Source organism: Antarcticibacterium arcticum, from assembly GCF_007993795.1.
Classification (GTDB): domain Bacteria; phylum Bacteroidota; class Bacteroidia; order Flavobacteriales; family Flavobacteriaceae; genus Gillisia; species Gillisia arctica.
This window is the reverse complement of record NZ_CP042476.1, coordinates 2,708,346-2,731,491: the sequence shown is the minus strand read 5'-3', so window position 1 is coordinate 2,731,491 and position 23,146 is coordinate 2,708,346. Positions and strand designations below refer to the sequence as shown.

Genomic DNA, 23,146 nt, shown 5'->3' with positions numbered 1-23,146 from the left:
GATTTTCACAAATGTAATATATTAGTTTATCTTTTTAATGGAGCCTCCAAAGGTGATTTTTTCGTGAATTTCTTCAGGATTTCCATAGATAAATATATTACCCCCTGCTCTAACGCTTGAATTTACATATTTCCTGGCAAAAACATGGGCAAAACCTCCCCCATTTACCATAACATTAATATTGCTGCCTACAAGATTTTCACCTCTTAAAGAACCTCCTGCCTTAATATCTATCTCCTGTATTTCTGCCTTTCCATAGACTGTTAATGAACCCCCGGTTACCGCGGTAGCTACAAGATTTTCAACTTCTACATTAGCCAAAACCCTTGCGCCCTCCCGGGCTTTGATTTTAAGAAGAGGTTGCTTTATTTTTGTACAGAATTCTACATTAGAATTTTGCCGGGCATCTATTTCCTGAAGGTTTTTAAAATAAATGGTCACCAGGGTATTATCTGTTTCCAGCAATTGTTTTAACCGGGATCTTATTTTTAAAACACCTTTTTCCACATTCACCCGCACCTGTTCCCTGCTATTGCCTATAATTACGGCTTTATTTTCCTCTGCCGGAACAAGGTTTACAGTTAGGCCCCGGGTAACTTCAATTTCAGAAAAATTACCAAGTTCTATCTCAATTTCCTGCGCTGTTCCCTTTAAGTTAAAGAAAAGCAGCATAATTAAAATTTTATACTTCATTCCAATACTATAATAGCCTCTTAGTCTGGCTTTTTTATTTCTGGGCTCCCAGCAAATTAAAATCCAGGTGCCTTTTTACCAGATCGGCATTTTTGACTGACACATAAACTTCATCTCCCAGAGTATATACCTTTCCGGTTTTTCTTCCTTTAATAGCATATTGCTCCTGGTCAAATTCAAAATGATCTTCCTTTATATCACGTAAACGAACCATCCCTTCACACTTATTATCAATGATCTCAACATATATACCCCACTCAGTAACCCCTGAGATCACTCCAAGAAAACTTTCATCCTGGTGGTCTATCATAAACTTTACCTGCATGAATTTAATAGAATCTCTTTCAGCATTGGTCGCCAAACTTTCCATTTCACTGCTGTGATGGGATTTTGCCTCATATTCTTCCTCCTTGGCACTGGATTTTTTATCCAGGTAATGCTGCAATAACCTGTGGGTCATAACATCAGGATACCGCCTTATTGGAGAAGTAAAATGGGAGTAATAATCAAAAGCAAGCCCATAATGCCCAATATTTTTTGTGCTGTAATACGCTTTGCTCATGGTGCGGATTGTAAGGGTATCTACCAGGTTTTGTTCCTTTTTTCCCTGCACATCAGATAACAAGCTGTTAAGGGAAGAAGTGATGGTTTTCCTGTCCTTCAAATTGATTTTATAACCAAATTTGGACACAACGGTCTGTAAAGCTGCCAGTTTAGATTCATCCGGCTCTGCATGGCATCTGTAAACAAACGTTTTCTTTGGAGATTGTTTTCCAATAAACTCCGCCACTTTCCTGTTTGCAAGCAACATGAATTCTTCAATAAGTTTATTTGCATCCTTGGTGATCTTATAATAAACTCCAACAGGTTCATTTTCCTCGTTAAGTTCAAATTTTACCTCAACTTTATCAAATGAAATTGCACCATCTTTCATCCGGCGGGCCCGCATCTTTTTGGCCAGCTCGTTCATGGTTATAACCGCATCAACAATTTCATCGCCTACAACATATTCCTTTTCCTGGATAGAAACTTCCAGCGGAATTTCTCCTTTTTCTGTTTCAATGATATGCTGTGCTTCCTCATATGCGAATCTTGCATCTGAAAGTGTTACTGTTCTCCCAAACCATTCGTTGATAACATAGCCTTTTTTATCCATTTCAAAAACGGCAGAAAAGGTATATTTCTCTTCATTAGGCCTCAGGGAGCAGGCATTATTGGATAATATCTCTGGTAACATGGGCACCACCCTGTCTACAAGATAAATTGAGGTTGCCCTTTGATATGCTTCTTCATCCAATACCGTATCCGGTTGCAAATAATGAGAAACATCTGCAATGTGAATTCCTATTTCAAAATTTCCGTTTTCCAGCACTTTAAAACTCAGGGCATCATCAAAATCCTTTGCATCTTCAGGATCAATAGTGAAAGTGAGTGTTTCCCTTAGATCTCTTCTTTTTTTGATTTCATCTTCCTTGATTGAAGTATCAATGTTTTGCGCAAAATCCTCCACTTCTTTTGGAAATTCCACGGGTAGCCCATATTGCGCAAGAATTGAATGGATTTCGGTATTATGTTCTCCCGGTTTCCCAAGTACCTGTTTTATACTTCCTGAAGGAGAATCAGATTTTTCCGGCCATTCTTCCATAGTGACCACTACCTTATCCCCATCTTTTGCATCCAGTATTTTATTCCTGGGTACAAAAATATCTGTATACATTTTTGGATCCTGTATTGCTACGAACCCAAAATTTTCTTTTAATTGTAAAACACCTACAAATTCTGTACGCTTCCTGTTTATAACCCTTACAACTTCTCCTTCAGATTTCCTTTTTTTCCTCCTGTTGTAAATATAGATCTCTACTACATCCCCATCAAGGGCTTTATTTAAGGCATTTACCGGTATAAAGACATCTTCTTCCAATTCTTCTACCACAACATATCCAAACCCTTTCGTTGTCATATCAAGGGTACCTGTGTAGTATTCAAAATTTCCTACGATCTTAAACTTTCCCCGATCAACTTCTTCAATTTGTTTTTTGGCGGCCAGTTGAGAAAGTTTCCTTATAATTTTATTCCGGGTATTTGCGTCATTTACACCCAATTTTTCTGCTATCTGCTTATAATTAAAAGTAGCGTCCGGAGTCTTTCTTAAAATGTTTAAAATACTTTTTGAGAGATCATTTGCTTCCGGAGTACTTTTACTATTTTTCTTTTTCTTCATAAATTTCTAATAATGGCTAAAATTACGGCTTAATTGTGACTTTAAAATGTTCTCCAAATAAATTTTTGTTAAGCTGTAACATATGTTTTATTTAGAAAAAATAAGGCTTTCAACTGATTAACAATTATTTAAGTAAAAAATATTTTGGATAGAACGTTGGATTTATTAAAATTTTCTTAAATTAGTGTTTACATCTTTCTTAAAATTTCCCCTCAAATTTTGAAAGGAAAAAGTGATGATATGGTAAAACTTACTAAAATATCGCTTTTATTCTTCCTGATTTTCCTGCTAGGGGTTCTGGGGGTAATAGCGTTCGTAAACAAAACACTCAATAAGAAATCGAGTGTTGATTTCCAGGCAAGTCCAACAACTATTGTGAGCGTTCAGGAGGTTCAATATTATCAATACCCAAATTATTAACCTACCCTCTATTAAAAAAATTTAAATTTAAAGTACTTATATTCAGTTTGTTATTATTCAATTAATAGCTATCTCTTTATAATTACCTGAAATTTAAATCTCAACTCCCGGAATTACTCCGTTTCATTTTCCTTCAATTTTGCTCTTTGCTTAAGAGACTTGTTAACACATATATTTATATATTCTTTTTTATTCTTTTTTAAAAAATTAAAACTGTTGCTTATTATAGGGTGTTAATTTGTACAATAACTTTTTTGAAAATAAATAGGATTTCTCGCTACCTACAATTGAAATTGAGTTGTTAACAAAACCATAATTTCTTAAGCTTCTGATTTAGATAGGGTTTTAAGATTTACTTAACAGTAGTTAATAAAACTATGTTAATAGAAATACTTGATAAGTTACTTAAATTCTCTTGTTCACAATCTCGTTTTTGATGCTCATAACTAGATTGAAAATTCCATAGTTATAATTTGTATCTACGGTTATTTTTTTTCTATTCTATATTTTACCCAATAAACCAAATTTGTTTGTGATTTCCTCACCATATGTTATTCACAATTCTATGTAAATTTCAATCCCTTTAAAATTAAGGAACTGCCGGAAGTAATTAACAATGGTAAATTGATTGGTTAACAACCTATTTTTTACCTTTGTTTTCTAAATATTACAATTATGAAAATAGCAATTGGGAATGATCACGCAGGAACTCAGTATAAATTAGCTGTAACCACTTATCTGGAATCTAAAGGAATTGAAGTTACTAACTATGGTACCAATAGTGAGGAAAGTGTTGATTACCCAGATTTTGTGCATCCCGTCGCAAATGATGTGGAAACCCAAGCTACAGATCTTGGTATTATTATTTGTGGCAGTGGAAATGGAGCTTCGATGACCGCCAATAAACACCAGGGTGTAAGAGCTGCTTTATGCTGGAGTGTGGAGATTGCCAAACTTGCCAAAGAACATAATAATGCTAATATTTTAAGTATCCCTGCCAGATTTGTGTCACAACAACAGGCTATTGATATGGTACAAACCTTTCTTGATACAAAATTTGAAGGTGGACGTCACCAAAACAGAATAGATAAGATACCATTATAATAGTACCTCATTATATCTCTATCCTCTTGAAATGGAAATAAAGATTAGAACCTTTGAACAATTAAGTCAGCAGGAACTCTATAAAGTCCTCCAGTTGCGTGCAGAGGTGTTTGTGGTCGAACAGAATTGTGTTTACCAGGATATAGACGGGAAAGATGAAAAGGCACTGCATATTTTAGGCTTTGAAAATAATGAACTCGTTGCATATACCCGCTGTTTTAAACCGGGAGATTATTTTGAAAATGCTTCTATAGGAAGGGTGATTGTAAAAGAAAATTATCGAAAATTTGGGTACGGACACCAAATTATGAAAGCCTCGGTAGAAGAGATAGAAAATAGATATAATACATCTGCCATAAAACTTTCTGCACAGCAATATCTCACCCAATTCTATGAATCCCATGGTTTTCACATCACTGGCGAGGGATACCTGGAAGATGGTATCCCGCATATTGCGATGATCAAAGAATAATTTATTTTAAAATTCCCGCATATTTTGTGGGATTTCCCAGCACTCCCCTGGCTTCAAGTATTTCCGGGTCCTGCTTTAAATAATATTCATACAATCCTTCCTGGTAGAAATATCGTTTAATTATTTCATCGGTTAATAAACTAATGATCTCTTCTCTTTTATTATCAATTTCAGCATTCTTTGACTTTTCTATTCCTGTGATCATTTGATTATAATGTGCAGAGATTTCCTTATCCAAACCTTCTTCATTTGCCGCAGTAAGTACTTCTTTCAGCTGGCTTTCGGTTTCTGTCTCATAACTGAAATTGGTCTTTTTAAGGAATTGCTTAAAAACATTATAATCGGCCTCCGTAAACCTGAAATTTTCAGGATTTTCGAGGGAATGAGAATAATAATATTCGGTGGCAAAATCAAAAATAGCCTGATGCTTCAGCAAAGCATTGGTGATAGGATTGAATTCAGAAGTTTTTAACTGGATATCAGGCAAGATCCCACCGCCATCATAAACGCTCCGGCCGCTCTTTGTTTTGAATTCATTATAATTTTCACTTTCTATACGCAGTGCATTCCCGTCTTTGTCCCTTGAGCGGTAATCCAACGCCTGGATACAGCGCCCGCTAGGAGTATAGTATCGTGAAATTGTCAATTTAAGCTGGGTGCCATAAACCAGTTCCTTAGGGCGTTGTACCAGGCCTTTTCCAAAACTCCTCGCCCCTATTATAACTCCCCTGTCCAGATCCTGTATTGCCCCTGCCACAATTTCACTTGCAGAAGCACTTCTGCCATCAATTATCACCGCTAAAGGTATTTTTGTATTAATAGGTTCTTTAGGAGTAAAATATTGCTGGTTGTATTTGTCAATTACAGACCTGGTGGAAGTAATAAGCTGGCCTTTATCCAGAAAAATATTACTCACAAGAATAGCTTCGCTCAACAAACCTCCGGGATTTCCTCTAAGGTCCAGAATGATTTTTTCTGCACCCCTGCTTTGCAGGTCTTTCAGGGCTTTAATGGTTTCTGAAGAAGCATTGGAATTAAATCTGGAAAGCACTATATAGCCTGTTTTATCCTCCAAAAGCTCATAAAATGGAACAGCTTTCAAAGCTATGGTTCCTCTTGTTAAAGTGGTGGTTTGGGTTTTACCCTGCCTCACGTATTCCAGTGTAATATTTGTATTAGGAGCGCCATTAAGCAGTTCTCCTGCATCTTCTTTAAAATCACTAACCAGTATGCCCCCAATTTTTATAATTTCATCCCCGGGCTTTAAACCGGCTTTATCTGCGGGAAAATCTTTATAGGTTTCCAGAATAGTAAATCTGTCCCTGCTTATTCTTACAGCAGCCCCTATTCCCTGATATTCTCCTGCGGTATTCATTCTTGCCGCTTCCACATCCTGTTCATTCCAGTAATTGGTGTAAGGGTCAAGGTCTTCCAGCATCGCCTTTATGGCTGTATCCATTAATTGCGCCGGATTGGTTTCATCAACATAGTTCATATTAAGTTCCTTGAACAAGGTGGTGAAGATTTCAATTTGTTTTGCAATAGCAAAAAAATCCGATTTAAAACCTGAAGTTCCCACCAGCAGGATCACCCCAAGCAGGACCAGGAATATTCTTTTGATCACTCTATTTTTCATTGTTTCCCTCTCTTTCGGTTAATTTCTCAAGTATATTGATCACAGCAGCCAGAATCACATTATAATCCAGTGTTTCCCGCCCGGTATAAATAAACATCAACGCATATTTTTGATGTAAGTTGTTGTCTACAAGATACTTATTTTTTCTAAAAGCTTCCCGCATGAGCCGCTTTAAATAATTACGGTCAACGGCCTTTTTAAAATTTCGTTTTGGTACCGAAACCCCTGTTTTATGAGTGGTAATTTCAGGATTTGCAATGGGTGCATAAATGAGCTTTATAGGGTATTTTTGAACTGATTTTCCTTCTAGAAACAAACGGTCTATAAGAATCTTGCTTTTTAGTTTTTCTTCTGAAGGAAAATTTTCACTCATCATCACATATTATAACAGGCTAAAATAAAAAAATCCGCTTCGGGAATTCCCAAAACGGATCTGTTTCTTTTCAGAAGCCTTTATCCTTCTGAAACCTTTTTTCTTAATCTACAATTTTCTCCCTGGAAAAGGTATTGTTTTCCCTGTTGATATCTGCCATTAATCCGGACTCATCAATTGTGATCCCTGAAATTTCAGAAAGGGGTTTTTCCAGGATAAGTTCGTAGGTAGGATGTGCCCACGCCCATCTTGCAGCTACTTTACTTTGCTTACCTTCTTCTGCAGGCTTATTCCAACGCATCATTTGCAAAGGGATATAAACAACTTCCCTGGAACCGTCTGCATAAGTAACCTGAATATCCAGTGGCATTGGCATATTACCAATACGTTCTAATGTCACAGTTGTTTTTCCATTGTTTTCAGCAACATTTTTTATCCCGTAATCTATGGTATTGGTGGTTTGAGCCCAGTCCATTAAATACCAGTCCAGCTCTGCTCCCGAAACTTTTTCAGCAACCCTTAAAAAATCATTTGGGGTAGGATGCTTGAATTTCCAATCGTGATAATAGCGTTTAAGGGTTTTCTTAAGGTTTTCTTCTCCAATTAGGTATCCAAGCTGAGAAAGAAAAACTGAACCTTTGGTATACGCAGCAACACCATAGGCGAAATTTAATTTATACCTGTCAGCATGTGTACTTAAAGGTTCCTCCACTCCAGATTTTGCCAATCTTTCATACCCTCTGTAATTTCCTTCAAAGGGTTTTTCCTTATTGGTACCCATAACCTTATCCATTGCAAGGGTTGAGATGTAAGAGGTAAAACCCTCATCCATCCACTCATGTTTACTTTCATTGGTGGCCATTAAATGCTGAAACCAGGCGTGAGCAAGTTCATGAGAAGTTACGCCAACAAGGCTGCCAAAGGCGCGCTCGCCGGTAATTAGGGTAAGCATTGCATACTCCATTCCCCCGTCTCCACCCTGGATCACTGTGTACTGGTCCCAGGGATATGGTCCTATATTCTCATTAAAAAACATTAATAATTCTTCGGTTTTTGGCTGAAGATTGGTCCAGTTTTCCTTTATTGCAGGATTGTTCTTATAAATAAAATGCAACACTGTTCCATCCTTTGCTACACGTGTGTCGTGCACATAATCTGGATCTGCTGCCCAGGTGAAATCATGAACTTTAGGCGCAACAAAATGCCAGGTCAATTTATCTCCTTTAGGTTTTTTCACCTTAACTCCTTTATCCTCATAGCCAAAACCAATTTCGTTAGGATTTTGAAGGTAGCCTGTACTTCCAATAAGGTAATTCTTATCAATGCTTATTTTTACATCAAAATCTCCCCACACCCCGTGAAATTCCCGACCTATATAAGGATCGGCATGCCATCCTTCAAAGTCATATTCAGCAAGTTTTGGGTACCACTGGCTCATGGATAATGCAACCCCTTCAGAACTGTTCCTTCCAGACCTTCTTACCTGCTCCGGCACCTGACCTTGAAATTCCATTTTAAATGTCGCTTTTTCACCAGGCAGGATGGCCTCATTTAATTCTACTTCCAGAACGGTTCCCACTTCCTGCATTTTAAGGGTTTTACCATTTTGCGTAAGTGTTGAAACCCTTAAAAAACCTTGTTGCTCTGGGGTTAACTTTGAGATCCTGTCTCCTACCCGTGTATCAGGATCTTCAATGGTTCTTGAGCGAATGTCCATTTCGCTACCGGGTTTAAATGCATTGAAATACAGATGATAAAAAACCCTGTTTAGGGTGTCTGGCGAATTGTTGGTATAAACCAGTTCCTGTGTTCCCGTATACCTGAAGTTCTTCACATTCATATCAACTTCCATTTTATAGTCAACGTGCTGTTGCCAATATGTAGTGTTGTTTTGCGCTGAAGAGAAACCCAGGGTTAATAATGCTAATGCTAAAAAATATATTTTCATTTAAAATTGATTTTATTATGCGATTAAGAAATCTCTATTTGGCCATTTTATCGGCTAAAATAAGGGCATTGTACAAATTGACCATTTTTCCGGAGGCGGAAAGCTCAGTAAATCTTTTATTGGCTTTTTCCTCCCCTACCAAAACTGAAGCAGTAGTGCTTAAACCACTGTCCATAATTACCTGCTTCACCTGGGCTGCAGTTAATTTTGGATAAAAAGACCTTATTATTGCAGCAACCCCCGCGACTGCCGGTGCGGCCATGGATGTACCCTGCAGGTATTCATAACCATTGTTGGGAGTTGTAGACCAAATTTTGGTACCCGGAGCAAATACATCCACATTGGTTTTTCCGTAATTGGAGAACCCGGCAACCATACCTGAACCATATTGATAATTTAAGGCACCTACAGTTAAGAAATTTTTGGAGATCTCCCCTGTTTGACCGGGAAACTGGTCATTAGGATAAACGCTTGTCTGGTCTAAATTTGTTCCGTCATTTCCTGCAGCATTTACAATTAATACATCTTTTTGGGCTGCATATTTTATAGCATCTGTTACCCATTCCGGATTTGGAGAAAAATATTTTCCAAAACTGGTGTTGATTACCCTGGCACCATTGTCTACCGCATATCTTATTGATAAAGCTATATCCTTATCATACTCATCGCCGTCCGGTACTGCTCTTAATACCATTATTTGCACATTATTGGCCACCCCTTTAATGCCAATATTGTTATCTCTTTGTGCAGCAATAATACCGGCTACGTGCGTACCATGTTTAACATCTTCTTTGTCTGCTGTTGGCCCCGAGACTTTGTTGTTTCCATATTTGGTATCGGTAATATCATAAGGATCATCTCCAACTATTGCTCTTCCATCCAGTTCCAGGTTAAAGTGTGAAGCCAGCCTGTCATCAAAGTATTTGATGGCATCGTCAAGCTCTTTTAGGGCGGTAGGGATATTCTCATTTACATTATCCTGGATTTGCATCAGCATTCCTTTATACTGCCTCATTTGATCTGTAGTAGCAGTCATTGCAGCAAGTTCCTGCTTGGTATAATTTTCCTTTCCAAGTTGGGATGAAACAGCGGCATGTGCTGCCACCAATTGGGTTTTTATTTGCCTGTACTGGGTCTGGTTTTGAAGGGTTTCATTATATTCTTTATCGAATTCGGCTTTTGCTCTTTGATATTCAGCAAATTCAGCCCTGTCTGCCGGGGAAACTGTTGCAGAGGTTTTTCCTTCATATTTAGGCTTCAGTCTTTTAATTATCCTGGTGTATTCCATGTTTTCCTTTACCGCATCTCCCAGGAAATTCCATCCATGAATATCGTCTATATAGCCGTTATTATCATCATCTTTTCCATTATTAGGGATCTCACCACGGTTCACCCATAATACACTTTTAAGGTCTTCATGCGCAATATCAACACCGCTGTCTATCACCGCCACGATCACAGACTGGCCTTTGTTGTTTTTAATTATCTCATCATAAGCTTTTTGCACACTCATACCGGGGATTGTATCCCGGGTGAGGTCGGCCCCACCCCATCCCTGAAGTTCAATTTCTGTAAGATCTGTAACTTTTAAAGGAATTGCATCTATATTCTCAATAGGAGTAGAAACAATGGTGGGGGATGTAGATCCACAACCCGCAAGAAAAATCGAAAAACCAATAGCGAAGAATGGTTTAAAAACTGGTATTTTCATATGTAGTTATTTATTGTTTTTAATTGATTTTACAGGCATTTATAAATTTTAAGACGGCACTCATCGTGCAGGCAATTATTGATTAAAAAGTTCATTAAAAGAAAAAGTTTGATCCAACCGTACGCCTTTTTCAGTGTGTTTAACGGTGATTATTTGATTATGCGCATCATGTTCCAAAAATAAATAGTAATTCTCATCTGCAGCTTTATTCAAAAAGTTTTCCTTTTCCGTCATTGTTAATAATGGCCTGGTATCATATCCCATTACATAAGGCAGGGGGACATGCCCTGCCGTGGGAAGAAGATCGGCCATAAAAACTAGGGTTTTGCCCTGGTAATTTATGTGTGGTATCATTTGCTTATCTGTATGCCCATCCGCAAAAAACACACCAAATGCAAGAGGGGTGGTGTCCAGATAACTGTTGGTAGGGTCCTTTTCCACGAAATGCAGTTTGCCGCTTTGTTGCATAGGAATTATATTTTCCTTTAAAAAGGATGCTTTTTCCCGCGGGTTAGGAGTGGTGGCCCAATCCCAATGATCTTTATTGCTCCAGAATCTCGCATTTTTAAAAGCCGGTTCATATCCTGTGCGTTCCTTATTCCATTGAACAGACCCGCCACAATGGTCAAAATGCAGGTGCGTCATAAATACATCTGTCACATCATCCCGGTGAAAACCATATTTTGTAAGGGATTTATCAATAGACTCATCTCCCCACAAATTGTAATATCCGTAAAATTTTTCGCTTTGCTTATCTCCCATGCCGGTGTCAATGAGAATTAGTTTTTCGCCTTCTTCAATAAGGAGACAGCGTGCAGCCATATCTATGAGATTGTTCCCATCTGCCGGATTTGTGCGATTCCAGATGGACTTGGGTACAACCCCAAACATAGCTCCCCCATCGAGTTTAAAATTCCCGGCTTCAATTGGATATAGTTTCATATGAGTTTTTAGAATAATAGGTATTGCAAATTACTAAAAGGATTAGATATAAAAGGAAAGTTTTAATTCTTAAGAGGGAATTAACGATTTAGTAGAAAATCATCCTGAGATAAAAAAACAGTATTAAAAAGATCTTTTATGGGAGAATTCTGGAAGGTATGAAGTGTAATACCTTAAATCCAATAGCATCCCGGGGACTATTTGTCAATTGTTTAAAAGGGTAAATTTTAATTAATGTCTATATTTGTTTTTGCAGAACAAGCTACCGGTAAAAGAGAAAAATATGAATGAATTTTTAGAGATCCTTTATCACGAATTCGAATTGCCTTTTAGTAATCCAGTGCTTGTTTTTTCGGTTATACTTTTAATAATACTTGTTTCCCCAATCCTTTTCAGAAGATTAAAGATTCCCGGGATTATAGTTTTAATCATTTCAGGAATAATAGTTGGGCCTTACGGCGCTGGGTTGCTTGAGCAAAATGCCGCCATTGATCTCTTTTCAAAAATAGGTTTATTATATATTATGTTTATTGCAGGACTGGAGCTGGACATGAACCAGTTTAAAGTAAACCGCAATAAAAGTTTCCTGTTTGGGGCATTTACTTTTACAATACCATTAATAATAGGCTTCCCGGTATGTTATTACTTTTTAGGCTATAATTTTAACGCGAGTTTTTTAACAGCCAGTATGTTTGCTACCCACACCCTTATTGCATATCCCATTGTAAGTCGCCTGGGAGTTTCAAAAAATGAAGCTGTAGCAATTACCGTTGGTGGTACCATACTTACAGACACAGCGGTGCTTATCATCCTGGCAATTATTCTTGGAAATGCTGAGGAAGGGGGCCTAACTGCCGATTTCTGGATACGGCTTATGATCTCTCTTACTATTTTTGTTGCAATAATGTTTTTTTTAGTCCCCAGGATCGCCAAGTGGTTTTTCACCAAAATGGAAAAGGAAAAACATTCCCATTATATTTTCGTATTAACGGTGGTGTTTCTTGCAGCATTTCTTGCAGAACTTGCAGGGATAGAAGATATCATAGGAGCCTTCCTTGCAGGTCTGGGGTTAAACAGGTTAATTCCTCATTCTTCGGCTTTAATGAACAGGATTGAGTTTATGGGGAACTCCCTCTTCATTCCCATATTTCTTCTGAGTGTGGGAATGCTTGTAGATGTGCGGGTAATTTTTAGTGGCTATATGGCAATTGTAGTGGCAATTACCCTTTCCATAGTAGCAATATCTGGAAAATGGCTGGCAGCTTTTTTTACACAGCTGGTTTTTAAATATACTTCCTCCCAGCGAAAGGTGATATTTGGCTTGAGTAGCGGGCACGCGGCCGCAACCCTGGCGGTGATACTTGTGGGGTTTAATGCGGGAATAATTGATAAGAACATCTTAAACGGGACTATTATCCTTATTCTTATTACCTCAATAGTTGCAACTCTTGCTACTGAAAATGCAGCAAGAAAAATGGTGGCTGAATCGGAAGAAGTTAATCCTGAAGAAGTAAAGAATTCAGAAAGTTTCAAAATGGAAACTATCCTGCTTCCCCTGGCCAATATTGTTAATTTTGATAAACTGGTGGAATTTGCGATCCTTATTAAGGATAAATCTTCGGAAAATCCGGTTTCCATTTTATCTGTAGTGCCTAATGATGAACAGGCAGAACTTAATATTGCCCAGGCGAAGACCAAGTTGGAGGAATTTGTTGTGCAGGCATCGGCTTCTGAAACTATGGTAGATATTACAGCGACCATTGATCAGGATGTAGCTGAAGGGATCTCGAGGAAATCCAAAGAATTGATCGTTGATCTTCTTGTAATGGGATGGCCAACCAGCTCTGCCAAGGATGTGGTAATAGGAGAAAAAATGGCAGGTATCATAAACAGAACTACTAAAACCATTATGATATGCCAGCCACTAAAACCGTGGGCAACCCATCAAAGACTGGTATTGGGCGTTCCGGAAAGATCTGAGGAAATGGAGGGCTTTGAACTTTGGGTAAAGAAAAGTATTAAAATTTCAGAAGAACTGAGTGTTCCTATTTTGGTTTTTTGTTCAGACAAAACCCAGCAGGCAATTATAGAACTGGTGGAGGATCTTAATCTGAGGGCTCCTTTTGAATTCCGCACTTTTCAAAACTGGGAGGATATTTCGCTTATTGTTGAAAGTATAGAACCCGATGATATTTTCATGCTTGTGAATGCGCGAAAAGATAGTGTGGCATACCAGCCGGTCCTGGAAAAGCTACCCCGTAGGTTAGAGAAGATGTTGGGCGAGACAACTAAGATCCTGGTGTATCCTCAATAATAAATTTCAGTGCAGATTCTACCGAGATTCTTTCAGCTTGCGCACTAGCGAAGCCTTCAGAATGACAATTTGTATTTTTATTCTGTCCTTAAACAAAAACCCCCACCTATGAGGCGGGGGTTATTTCTTATATAAACGAAATTATTTCTAATCATTCAGCTTTAATACAGCCATAAATGCTTCTTGCGGAATTTCAACATTCCCAACCTGGCGCATTCGCTTTTTACCTTTTTTCTGCTTCTCTAAAAGTTTTCTTTTTCGGGAAATATCCCCCCGTAACATTTTGCTGTTACATCCTTTCGTAAAGCTTTTACTGTTTCCCTGGCAATGATCTTTGCGCCAATAGCGGCCTGGATAGGAATATCAAACTGCTGTCTCGGGATTAACTCCTTTAGCTTCTCACACATTTTTTTCCCAATGTCATAGGCATTATCCACATCCAGCAGTGCCGAAAGAGCATCAACAACACTACCGTTAAGCAGCACATCTACCCTTACAAGCTTTGAGGCGCGCATTCCAATAGGTGAATAGTCAAAGGAAGCATATCCTTTGGAAACCGTTTTAAGCCTGTCGTAAAAATCAAATACAATCTCGGCCAGGGGCATATCGAAACTCAGCTCTACCCGCTCCGGGGTAAGATAGGTTTGGTTTGTAATTAATCCCCTTTTTTCAATACATAAAGACATTACAGGACCAACAAAATCAGATTTGGTAATGATGCTGGCTTTTATATAAGGCTCTTCAACTCTCGCAAGGCTGGAAGGCTCGGGAAGGTCTGTTGGATTATTTACCAATATCGCTGTATTGGGATTTTTATGGGTATAGGCGTGATAAGATACGTTTGGAACTGTTGTGATAACTGTCATATCAAATTCCCGCTCCAGCCTTTCCTGGATGATCTCAAGGTGTAACATTCCCAGGAAGCCACATCTAAAACCAAATCCAAGCGCAGCAGAGCTTTCCGGAATAAAGACCAGGGACGCATCATTTAATTGCAATTTCTCCATAGAAGACCTAAGATCTTCATATTCTTCGGTATCTACCGGGTAAATTCCCGCAAATACCATTGGTTTTACATCTTCAAATCCTGCAACCGCCTCGGTGGTTGGATGTTTGGAATCTGTAATTGTATCCCCTACTTTTACTTCACGGGCATCTTTGATGCCGGTAATAAGATATCCCACATCGCCGGTTTTAACTTCCTGTCTTGGAAATTGTTTGAGGCGAAGGGTACCAACCTCATCTGCATAATAGCTTTTATTGGTAGCTACAAATTTTATTTGTTGCCCTTTTTTTATAGAACCGTCAAAAACCCTGAAATAGGTTTCTACTCCTCTAAAAGGGTTGTAGACTGAATCAAAAACCAGGGCCCGTAGCGGTGCATCTGGTTTTCCTTTAGGCGGGGGAATTCTCTCTATTATTGCTGAAAGAATTTCTTCTATTCCAATTCCTGTTTTTGCGCTGGCCGGGATAACATCATCTTTGTGACATCCAAGTAATTCTACTATATCATCTGTTACCAACTCAGGATTTGCACTGGGAAGGTCAACTTTGTTTAATACCGGAATTATTTCAAGATCATTATCCAGTGCCAGGTAAAGATTTGATATGGTCTGGGCCTGGATACTTTGAGCTGCATCTACAATAAGCAATGCGCCTTCACAAGCAGCGATTGACCGGGATACTTCGTAAGAAAAATCCACATGGCCGGGGGTATCAATTAAATTAAGAATATACTCCTCACCCTTATAAGTATAATTCATTTGTATTGCATGACTTTTAATGGTAATGCCGCGTTCCCGCTCCAGGTCCATGCTATCCAGCAATTGTTCCTGTTTTTCCCTCTCTGTTACAGATCCTGTGAAATCCAGCAACCTGTCTGCCAGGGTGCTTTTACCGTGATCAATATGGGCAATTATACAAAAGTTACGTATATTCTTCATGAATCAATTTCCAGATAGTAGGCAGGCTTTCCTGCCAACTTATTTAAGGCTACAAATATAGTTTTTTTAAAAGTCTTGTTATAAATATTTATACAGCGCATTAAGCCGGAAAAATCTTGAGAAGTTGAGCTTGTTGCGAACTTAGCTTTAATTCAATTTTTTAATATCTCCTGCTTAATCTTAAAAAAATTTATTTAAGTGTTTGGAAAATCTAAAAAAACAAACCTTCTTTGTAATATTGTTAATGTTATATTAAATACCGGAATCCAGGGAATAAAAAAATGTTTTTTATGGATATAATTCCGCACTCTTATAGCGTCAAACCTCAACAATCCTTCACTGTAAATCCATGAAAAACCCAACATCCAATCCAACAGGCAATACAACCCGCTCTATTATCATAATTGGGGCTTTATTCTTCATATTCGGTTTTGTCACGTGGCTGAATTCAGTATTAATACCCTATTTAAAAATAGCCTGCGAGCTCAATAATTTTCAGTCCTATTTTGTGGTAACGGCTTTTTATATTTCGTACCTGGTTATGGCTCTTCCCTCTGCCTGGGTGTTGCAAAAAACAGGTTACAAGAAGGGGATGTCCCTGGGGTTACTCGTGATGGCTGTTGGGGCAGTAATTTTTATTCCTGCGGCATATTCCCGCACTTATGAGTTATTTTTAATAGGATTATTTGTTCAGGGTACAGGGCTTGCTCTACTCCAAACCGCCGCAAACCCTTATGTTGTTGTGCTGGGCCCTGCGGAAAGTGCAGCCAAAAGGATAAGCATTATGGGAATTTGCAACAAGGTAGCCGGGGTTTTGGCGCCAATTGTTTTAGGTGCAATTCTTTTTACATCGGGGGATAACCTGGTTGAAACCGTAGAGATTCTCCAGGGTGCTGAAAAAGCCACTGCCCTTGATGAGCTGGCGCAACGGGTTGTTACTCCCTATTTGGTAATGATGGCAATTCTTTTAATCCTTAGTGCCTGGATATATTTCTCATCCCTGCCGGAGGTTGATGCCGATGCAGAAGATGAAGAACTGGCAAAATCTAACCTGAACAAAACCAGTATCTTTCAATTCCCTCATTTGTTCCTTGGAACTTTCGCCCTGTTTCTATATGTGGGGGTTGAGGTAATTGCCGGCGATACTATTATAAGTTATGCAAATGAAGCTCAGGGAATTCCTTTGAGCGAGGCTAAGTTCTTTGCAAGTTTAACCCTGGGAGCCATGATAGTGGGTTATGTAATAGGGATCTTCACTATTCCAAAATATATTACCCAGGAAAATGCCCTTAAAATTTCTGCAATCCTGGGATTGGCTTTTGGTTTGGTAGCCATATTTGGCGACGGATTCATTTCGGTGTTGGCCGTTGCACTTCTGGGAATAGCCAACGCACTGGTGTGGCCTGCAATATGGCCAATGGCCCTTGCCGGTTTGGGACGTTTCACCAAGGTGGGTTCCTCTTTTCTAATTATGGCCATTGCTGGTGGAGCGATCCTTCCGTTGGTATATGGTTATTTTGCCGATCTTTTTAATCCCCAACAAGCCTATTGGGTCATCATACCCTGTTATGCCTTTATCTTGTATTTTGCTACCACAGGTTATAAAACCGGTCGCAGTGCCTGATTGAAATTTAAAACCTACAATATGTCCCATTTTAAAAATTTTATTCCACTTGTTCTTATTCTTCTCCTGGCATCGTGTAAAATGGGAGATACTGTTTCTGAGAAAGTTCTTTTTATTCCTGCGGAAGGAATTTCAATTATCCCCAAGCCTACCGAATTAAATTTTGGAAATGCTACGCTAATTACCCCGGCTGCAAATATTCTTTGTTATAACGCAGAAGCGGAGGAAGCTGCCGAGTGGTTGTTTCATTTACTGAACAAAGCCAACCTCGATCTCTATAAAACCCCGGTGAGTCCTGTGGAAACTGGAACCTGGATTTAAATACAAATCTCACAAAAGAATTGGGACCGGAAGGTTATATCCTGGAAATAAACGAAAGCGGAGTGTTTATGAAAGCGGCAACTACTGCCGGTCTATTTTATGCCATACAAAGCCTCAGGCAAATTTTACCTTCTTCCCTGGAAGATACCCCGCTGCAAAATAAAAGAATTCAACTGCCCCACCTTTATATAAAAGATGTGCCGCAGTACAGTTGGAGGGGAACCATGGTTGATATCGCGAGAAGTTTTTTCGGCCTGGAATATTTAAAGTCGCACGTGGACAGGATGGCCTTATATAAAATGAACCGCCTTCACTTACATCTTACAGACGACCAGGGGTGGAGAATTGAAATTAAAAGTAAGCCCGCATTAACCAATGTTGGCTCTAAAGGGGCAGTTGAAAATGGAAGGTACGGTTACTTAACCCAGAAACAATACCTGGAATTACAGGATTATGCCCTGGCAAGAAATATAGTTATTGTTCCTGAGATAGATATGCCGGGCCATATATACTCAGCCCTGGTGGCCTATCCAGAACTTAATTGTGAGGAATATTCCAATATTGAACCAAAGATGGCCACCCCACCGGAATTATTTACCGGCACCAAAGTAGGCTGGAGCAAACTATGCCTTACAAAACCGGAGATATATAATTTTGTTTCCAAGGTAATTGGGGAAATATCTACCATAACCCACGGCCCGTGGATACATATTGGAGGTGATGAGATCAAAGATGATTTATATGAAACATTTGTTGTAAAGGCCGATTCTATTGTACAACACCACGGAAAAACAAGCATAGGCTGGGAAGAAGTTACAAAGGCCAAAGTAAGCAACTCCCTTATAAGTCAGCAATGGCATGGAAAAGTTGAGAGTCTTGTAGATGTGAAGGTTATTGAATCTATTTGCACCAGTTTTTATTTTGACCATGCCAATATCCCGGGACAGGAGAAAACCAATAATTGGTGCAAGAAATCTGGTGTTACCCTGGAAGAGGTGTATAGTTATAGTAGCAGCAATAAAAATGTAATTGGCCTTGAGGCTCCCGTATGGACCGAATTTGTTTGGGATGATAGCAGCCTGGATAACCGTTTTTGGCCCAGAACTATTGCGGTGGCAGAACTTGCGTGGAACCATGATGCACCCAGGGATTACAGGGAATTTTCAGGGAGATTGCAACAACACCAGGATAGATTACAGCGTATGGGGGTTAATTACTTTCCTGCAGAGGAGTTATCCTGGAAAGAAAACCAAAATACCCGTATCAAAGCAGATGTTTTCAGAGGTTTTATTCCTGAAAGCTTTAAAAGGACAACTTTATTGAATTTATAATATGAGCGATCAACATAAACCTTCAACCGAACAGAGTTCGCGATATAATGATCTTGAATTGATGAGCACAGAAGAATTGCTCCGCAATATGAATCGCGAGGACAAGACCGTGCCCGAATTAATAGAAAAAGAGATCCCAAAAATTCAGGAGTTGGTAGATGTAATTACCAAACAAATTGAAATAGGAGGAAGGCTGTTCTACATTGGTGCAGGAACCAGTGGCAGGCTTGGAGTGCTTGACGCATCCGAATGTCCTCCAACCTTCGGGGTTAGTGATGATGTAGTGATAGGCTTAATTGCAGGCGGAGATGTAGCTTTGAGGAAAGCAGTTGAAAACGCTGAAGATAATAATATTCAGGCCTGGAAAGACCTTCAGGAATTTGATATCAATGCGAAGGATGTACTTATTGGCATTGCCGCTTCCGGTACCACTCCTTATGTTATTGGTGGAATAAAACAAGCTGCTGAAAACGGACTTATCACTGGATGTATCACCAATAATAGAAATTCCCCTCTTGCAGCTGCTGCAAAATACCCCATAGAGATTGAAGTTGGTCCTGAATTCGTTACCGGAAGCACAAGAATGAAATCTGGCACTGCTCAAAAACTTGTTCTTAATATGATATCCACTTCTGTTATGATAAAATTGGGACGAGTAAAAGGGAATAAGATGGTAGATATGCAATTAAGCAATAAAAAATTGGTAAACCGTGGCATCAAAATGATCATGGAAGAGTTGGGGGTTAATGAAACAGAAGCCTCCCGCTTATTGAATGAGCATAAGAATGTAAGAAATGTGCTTAAAAACCGCCAATAAATTCCAAACCACTTCACTAAAAATTTTATAAAAGAATAGTCGTTAATAAAATAATATCATTATTAACACAATTCTTTTTAATAATATTTTATCTTTCCGCTTTACATATTAACATTTATTTGTTAATTTTCAACCCTAACAAACAAACTAACACGATTTAATTAACCACATTATGGAGCAACAATTAAAAAAGTTTATTTTAATCTTACTCTGCTTTGTGAGTGTCCATGCTATGGCGCAACAGAGAGCAGTGACCGGACAGGTCTTGGATCAAACCGGATTACCCGTTCCCGGGGTCTCTGTTTATATTAAGAATACCAGCACGGGTACCACCACCAATATGGATGGAAGATTTAGTCTAAATGTTCCTGATAATGCCACATCAGTATTGGTGTTTTCCTCTCTTGGTTTTCGAACTCAGGAATTTCCACTTGGCACCCAAACCACTTTTAACGTGACCCTGGCAGAAGATCAGGAAGGTTTAGATGAAGTTGTGGTAACAGCCCTTGGTATAAAGCAGGAAAAAAAGGCGCTTGCATATTCTGTAACTGAAGTAGCCGGCCCTGTAATTGCAGAAACCCAGCGGGAAAATTTTATAGATGCCCTTGCCGGACGGGTAGCAGGTGTTGAAATAAATTCTACCTCTGGTCTTCCCGGATCTTCCACATCTATAGTAATTAGGGGAATAAGCTCCCTTAGTGGTAATAACCAACCACTTTTTGTAGTAGATGGTTTGCCCATAAGTAATAACACAATGTCAACCGGAATGTTAGCTTCTGCCGGTACGGCCAGATCTTTTGAAAACAGAGGCGTGGATTTCACCAACAGGGCGGCAGATATTAATCCGGAAGATATAGCTTCCATTACTATACTTAAAGGTCCTGAAGCATCTGCTCTGTATGGAATAGAAGCCGCTTCCGGTGCTGTGGTTATTACAACCAAAAGAGGTCAGGCAGGAAAAGCGAGAATAGATTATAGTAACAGTTTTAGAGTTGACCAGATCGTAGAGTATCCTGAGATCCAACAAAAATATGGACGGGGATCCCAGGGCTTTACCACAGATGATGATGAAAATCTTTATTATTTTGGATCTGAATATCCTGCGGGAACTCAATTTTACGATAACGTTGGGAACTTCTTCCAAAATGCCGTTACAAAGAGACATAACCTATCATTTTCCGGAGGGACAGAACTCAATCAATACAGGGTAGCTGCCTCTCATACAAATTCTGAAGGTTTTGTTCCTACTACTGGTTTAGATAAATTAAATATAACATCTGCCATTACTGCAACCTTGAATGACTATATTTCTACTGATGTAACTTTTGATTATACCCGGTCAGATAATGATCAAACCTTTAGAGGGGCAGGAGGACCATTATTACATTTATTGCTGTGGCCTTCAACCGATGATGCCAGCAATTATTTAACCCCGGGAGGACGAAGAAGAGACTATGCTCCATTTGCGGCAGCTGTTGAAAATCCATTCTTTAACGTAAATAAGAATGTTTTCAATTCTTTGACAGACAGATATAAATTAAATACCCAGCTTAATGTTGCACCTGCAGAGTGGTTAAAATTTGTGGGCCAGGTGGGTGTAGATTACTTTACAACCAAAACCACGATTGTGCGGCACCCTGAAGCTTTAAGCGGAAGAAATTATGGTGGAGTATTTGACCAGGCGCTTGCTACTACCAGAAACCTTACTTTTCAGTCCTATGCCCAAATTACCCCGGGTTCTTTCTTTAACGGATTGTTGGAAACCGATCTTAAAGTAGGGGGTGCAATTTATGATTACAATACCTTTAGTGCCTCTGCAGAAGGCCTGGATTTCCAGGCGCCAGATCTTTATTCTATAAATAATACAAGACTTGATACGCACCGGGCGTTTAACAATTTAGCGCAAAGGAGGTTAGTGGGTGTGTTCGGAAGCTTCAATGCCAGTTATGATAATATGCTGTATCTAACACTTACGGCCCGTAATGACTGGAGTTCTACCCTTCCCGTCCAAAACAATTCATTCTTTTACCCGTCTGCAGGTTTAAGTTTTATTTTTACAGAGCTTGATGCTTTTAGTGGTATTAAAGATGTTTTATCCTATGGTAAACTTAGAGGATCTATCGCACAGGTAGGAAAGGATGCCAATCCTTATAGCATTCGCCCGTTTTATACTAATGCTACCACAACAGGTGGAGGCTTCAGATATGGATTTACAGGGCCAAGTTTAAATTTGGTGCCAGAAATGACAACCTCTTACGAGTATGGTACAGAATTGAGATTTTTCGGAAATCGTCTTGGTCTTGATGTAACTTATTTCAATAAAAAATCTGTAGATCAAATCGTTCAAAACTTACGTTTAAGTTATGCCACCGGATTTGTTTTGATGACCTTCAATGCCGGGGAGATCCAAAACGAAGGGGTAGAATTGCAGTTAAATGCAACACCTGTAAGAACACCAGATTTCTCCTGGGATATTCTGGCCAATTACACCAAGAACTGGAGTGAGCTGGTAAGCCTTCCGGGTGATGTGAGCGAATTTTACAATTCAGATACCTGGTTATATGGTAACGTAAGAGGTGGTGCCAGAGTTGGTGGGCCACTTACTACTTTTACAGGTTATGATTTCCAGAGAACAGAAAACGGCGAGATCCTGGTAAACCCTGCCAATGGTTTACCCTTACTTGATACAAGTGAATGGATTATTGTAGGAGATCGTCAGCCAGATTTCACGGTAGGATTATCCAATACATTAAATTATAAAAATCTTTCTTTAAATTTCTTGTTGGATTTTAGAGTTGGAGGAGATGTTTATAATGCCACTGAACATTACCTTACAACAAGAGGTTTAAGTACCAGGACTCTTGATAGGGATACCCCACGTATTGTTGAAGGTGTGCTGAAGGACGGAAATGAAAATACCAGCCCTACCCAAAACAATATCCCATTGGATATGTCTAGAAATTCAACTTACTGGTCTTCTGTTTACCCTTTCCAGAGTTTTATTGAAAAAGACGTAAACTGGATGAGACTTCGCGATGTAACCCTTAGATATAATTTTACGCCTGCGCTCCTTGAAAGAACAAATGCCATTCAAAGTGCAAGTGTATTCGTAACCGGAACTGATCTTTTTCTTTTAACCAATTATTCCGGGCTGGATCCTGTTGGAAACGGAAACTCTGCTGCCGTTGGTGGCGCCGGTGGTTATGGATTTGATTATGGAAATTTCCCTATGCCAATGGGAATTAATGTTGGACTACGAGTAGGACTATAAAAAAT

Annotated in this window: 15 protein-coding genes and 1 pseudogene; 8 read left to right on the top strand and 8 right to left on the bottom strand. The window is 39.1% G+C overall.

The window, feature by feature from the left end:
- Positions 1 to 21 precede the first annotated feature (21 nt).
- Positions 22 to 672 (bottom strand): head GIN domain-containing protein, encoded by a 651-nt coding sequence (locus tag FK178_RS12330; RefSeq protein ID WP_168194594.1) that lies wholly within the window; start codon positions 670 to 672, stop codon positions 22 to 24.
- Positions 673 to 727: 55 nt separating this feature from the next.
- A complete protein-coding gene (gene rnr, locus FK178_RS12325) occupies positions 728 to 2,914 on the bottom strand; it encodes a ribonuclease R (RefSeq protein ID WP_146835604.1) in 2,187 nt (728 codons plus the stop codon).
- A 1,095-nt stretch (positions 2,915 to 4,009) separates the two neighbouring features.
- Here rnr and rpiB point away from each other — a divergent pair.
- Positions 4,010 to 4,438, top strand: coding sequence for a ribose 5-phosphate isomerase B (gene rpiB / locus FK178_RS12320; protein WP_146835601.1), 429 nt, complete (start codon positions 4,010 to 4,012; stop codon positions 4,436 to 4,438).
- Positions 4,439 to 4,469: 31 nt separating this feature from the next.
- Complete coding sequence (locus tag FK178_RS12315) at positions 4,470 to 4,910, top strand: GNAT family N-acetyltransferase (protein ID WP_146835598.1); 441 nt, start codon at positions 4,470 to 4,472, stop codon at positions 4,908 to 4,910.
- Between the two features lies 1 nt (position 4,911).
- Here FK178_RS12315 and FK178_RS12310 read toward each other — a convergent pair whose 3' ends face one another.
- The 5 genes from FK178_RS12310 to FK178_RS12290 all read right to left on the bottom strand — a co-directional run bounded on the left by FK178_RS12310 (position 4,912) and on the right by FK178_RS12290 (position 11,520).
- Positions 4,912 to 6,546: a S41 family peptidase gene (locus FK178_RS12310; protein WP_146835595.1), complete on the bottom strand. Its 1,635-nt coding sequence runs from the start codon at positions 6,544 to 6,546 to the stop codon at positions 4,912 to 4,914.
- The gene (gene rnpA, locus FK178_RS12305) at positions 6,536 to 6,919 is read right to left on the bottom strand and encodes a ribonuclease P protein component (RefSeq protein ID WP_146835592.1); all 384 of its coding nucleotides are present in this window, start codon (positions 6,917 to 6,919) and stop codon (positions 6,536 to 6,538) included. The genes FK178_RS12310 and rnpA overlap by 11 nt, the downstream gene beginning before the upstream one ends.
- A gap of 103 nt (positions 6,920 to 7,022) precedes the next feature.
- Positions 7,023 to 8,867 carry a M1 family metallopeptidase gene (locus FK178_RS12300; RefSeq protein WP_146835589.1) on the bottom strand — a complete coding sequence of 615 codons (1,845 nt, stop codon included), beginning with the start codon at positions 8,865 to 8,867 and terminating at the stop codon, positions 7,023 to 7,025.
- A gap of 34 nt (positions 8,868 to 8,901) precedes the next feature.
- Entirely contained in the window at positions 8,902 to 10,578 is a 1,677-nt protein-coding gene (locus tag FK178_RS12295) for a S8 family peptidase (RefSeq protein WP_146835586.1), read from the bottom strand.
- 75 nt (positions 10,579 to 10,653) lie between these two features.
- On the bottom strand, positions 10,654 to 11,520 hold the full coding sequence (locus tag FK178_RS12290; protein ID WP_146835583.1) for an MBL fold metallo-hydrolase: 867 nt from the start codon (positions 11,518 to 11,520) through the stop codon (positions 10,654 to 10,656).
- A 283-nt stretch (positions 11,521 to 11,803) separates the two neighbouring features.
- Between FK178_RS12290 and FK178_RS12285 the strand changes: the two genes are divergently transcribed.
- A complete protein-coding gene (locus FK178_RS12285; protein WP_146835580.1) occupies positions 11,804 to 13,834 on the top strand; it encodes a cation:proton antiporter in 2,031 nt (676 codons plus the stop codon).
- 219 nt (positions 13,835 to 14,053) lie between these two features.
- On the opposite strand, the pseudogene lepA reads toward FK178_RS12285, so the two are convergent.
- Positions 14,054 to 15,777: pseudogene (lepA, locus tag FK178_RS12280) on the bottom strand (translation elongation factor 4); the annotation flags it as partial.
- Between the two features lie 349 nt (positions 15,778 to 16,126).
- On the opposite strand from lepA, the gene FK178_RS12275 reads away from it, so the two are divergent.
- From FK178_RS12275 to FK178_RS12255, 5 genes are all read left to right on the top strand, one after another.
- Positions 16,127 to 17,401 carry a sugar MFS transporter gene (locus FK178_RS12275; protein ID WP_146835577.1) on the top strand — a complete coding sequence of 425 codons (1,275 nt, stop codon included), beginning with the start codon at positions 16,127 to 16,129 and terminating at the stop codon, positions 17,399 to 17,401.
- A gap of 21 nt (positions 17,402 to 17,422) precedes the next feature.
- Positions 17,423 to 17,722, top strand: coding sequence for a hypothetical protein (locus tag FK178_RS12270; RefSeq protein WP_146835575.1), 300 nt, complete (start codon positions 17,423 to 17,425; stop codon positions 17,720 to 17,722).
- A 20-nt stretch (positions 17,723 to 17,742) separates the two neighbouring features.
- Positions 17,743 to 19,053 (top strand): beta-N-acetylhexosaminidase, encoded by a 1,311-nt coding sequence (locus FK178_RS12265; RefSeq protein WP_168194593.1) that lies wholly within the window; start codon positions 17,743 to 17,745, stop codon positions 19,051 to 19,053.
- Between the two features lies 1 nt (position 19,054).
- Positions 19,055 to 19,870: an N-acetylmuramic acid 6-phosphate etherase gene (gene murQ, locus FK178_RS12260; protein ID WP_146835570.1), complete on the top strand. Its 816-nt coding sequence runs from the start codon at positions 19,055 to 19,057 to the stop codon at positions 19,868 to 19,870.
- A 172-nt stretch (positions 19,871 to 20,042) separates the two neighbouring features.
- Complete coding sequence (locus FK178_RS12255; RefSeq protein WP_146835568.1) at positions 20,043 to 23,141, top strand: SusC/RagA family TonB-linked outer membrane protein; 3,099 nt, start codon at positions 20,043 to 20,045, stop codon at positions 23,139 to 23,141.
- The last annotated feature ends 5 nt before the right edge of the window (positions 23,142 to 23,146 follow it).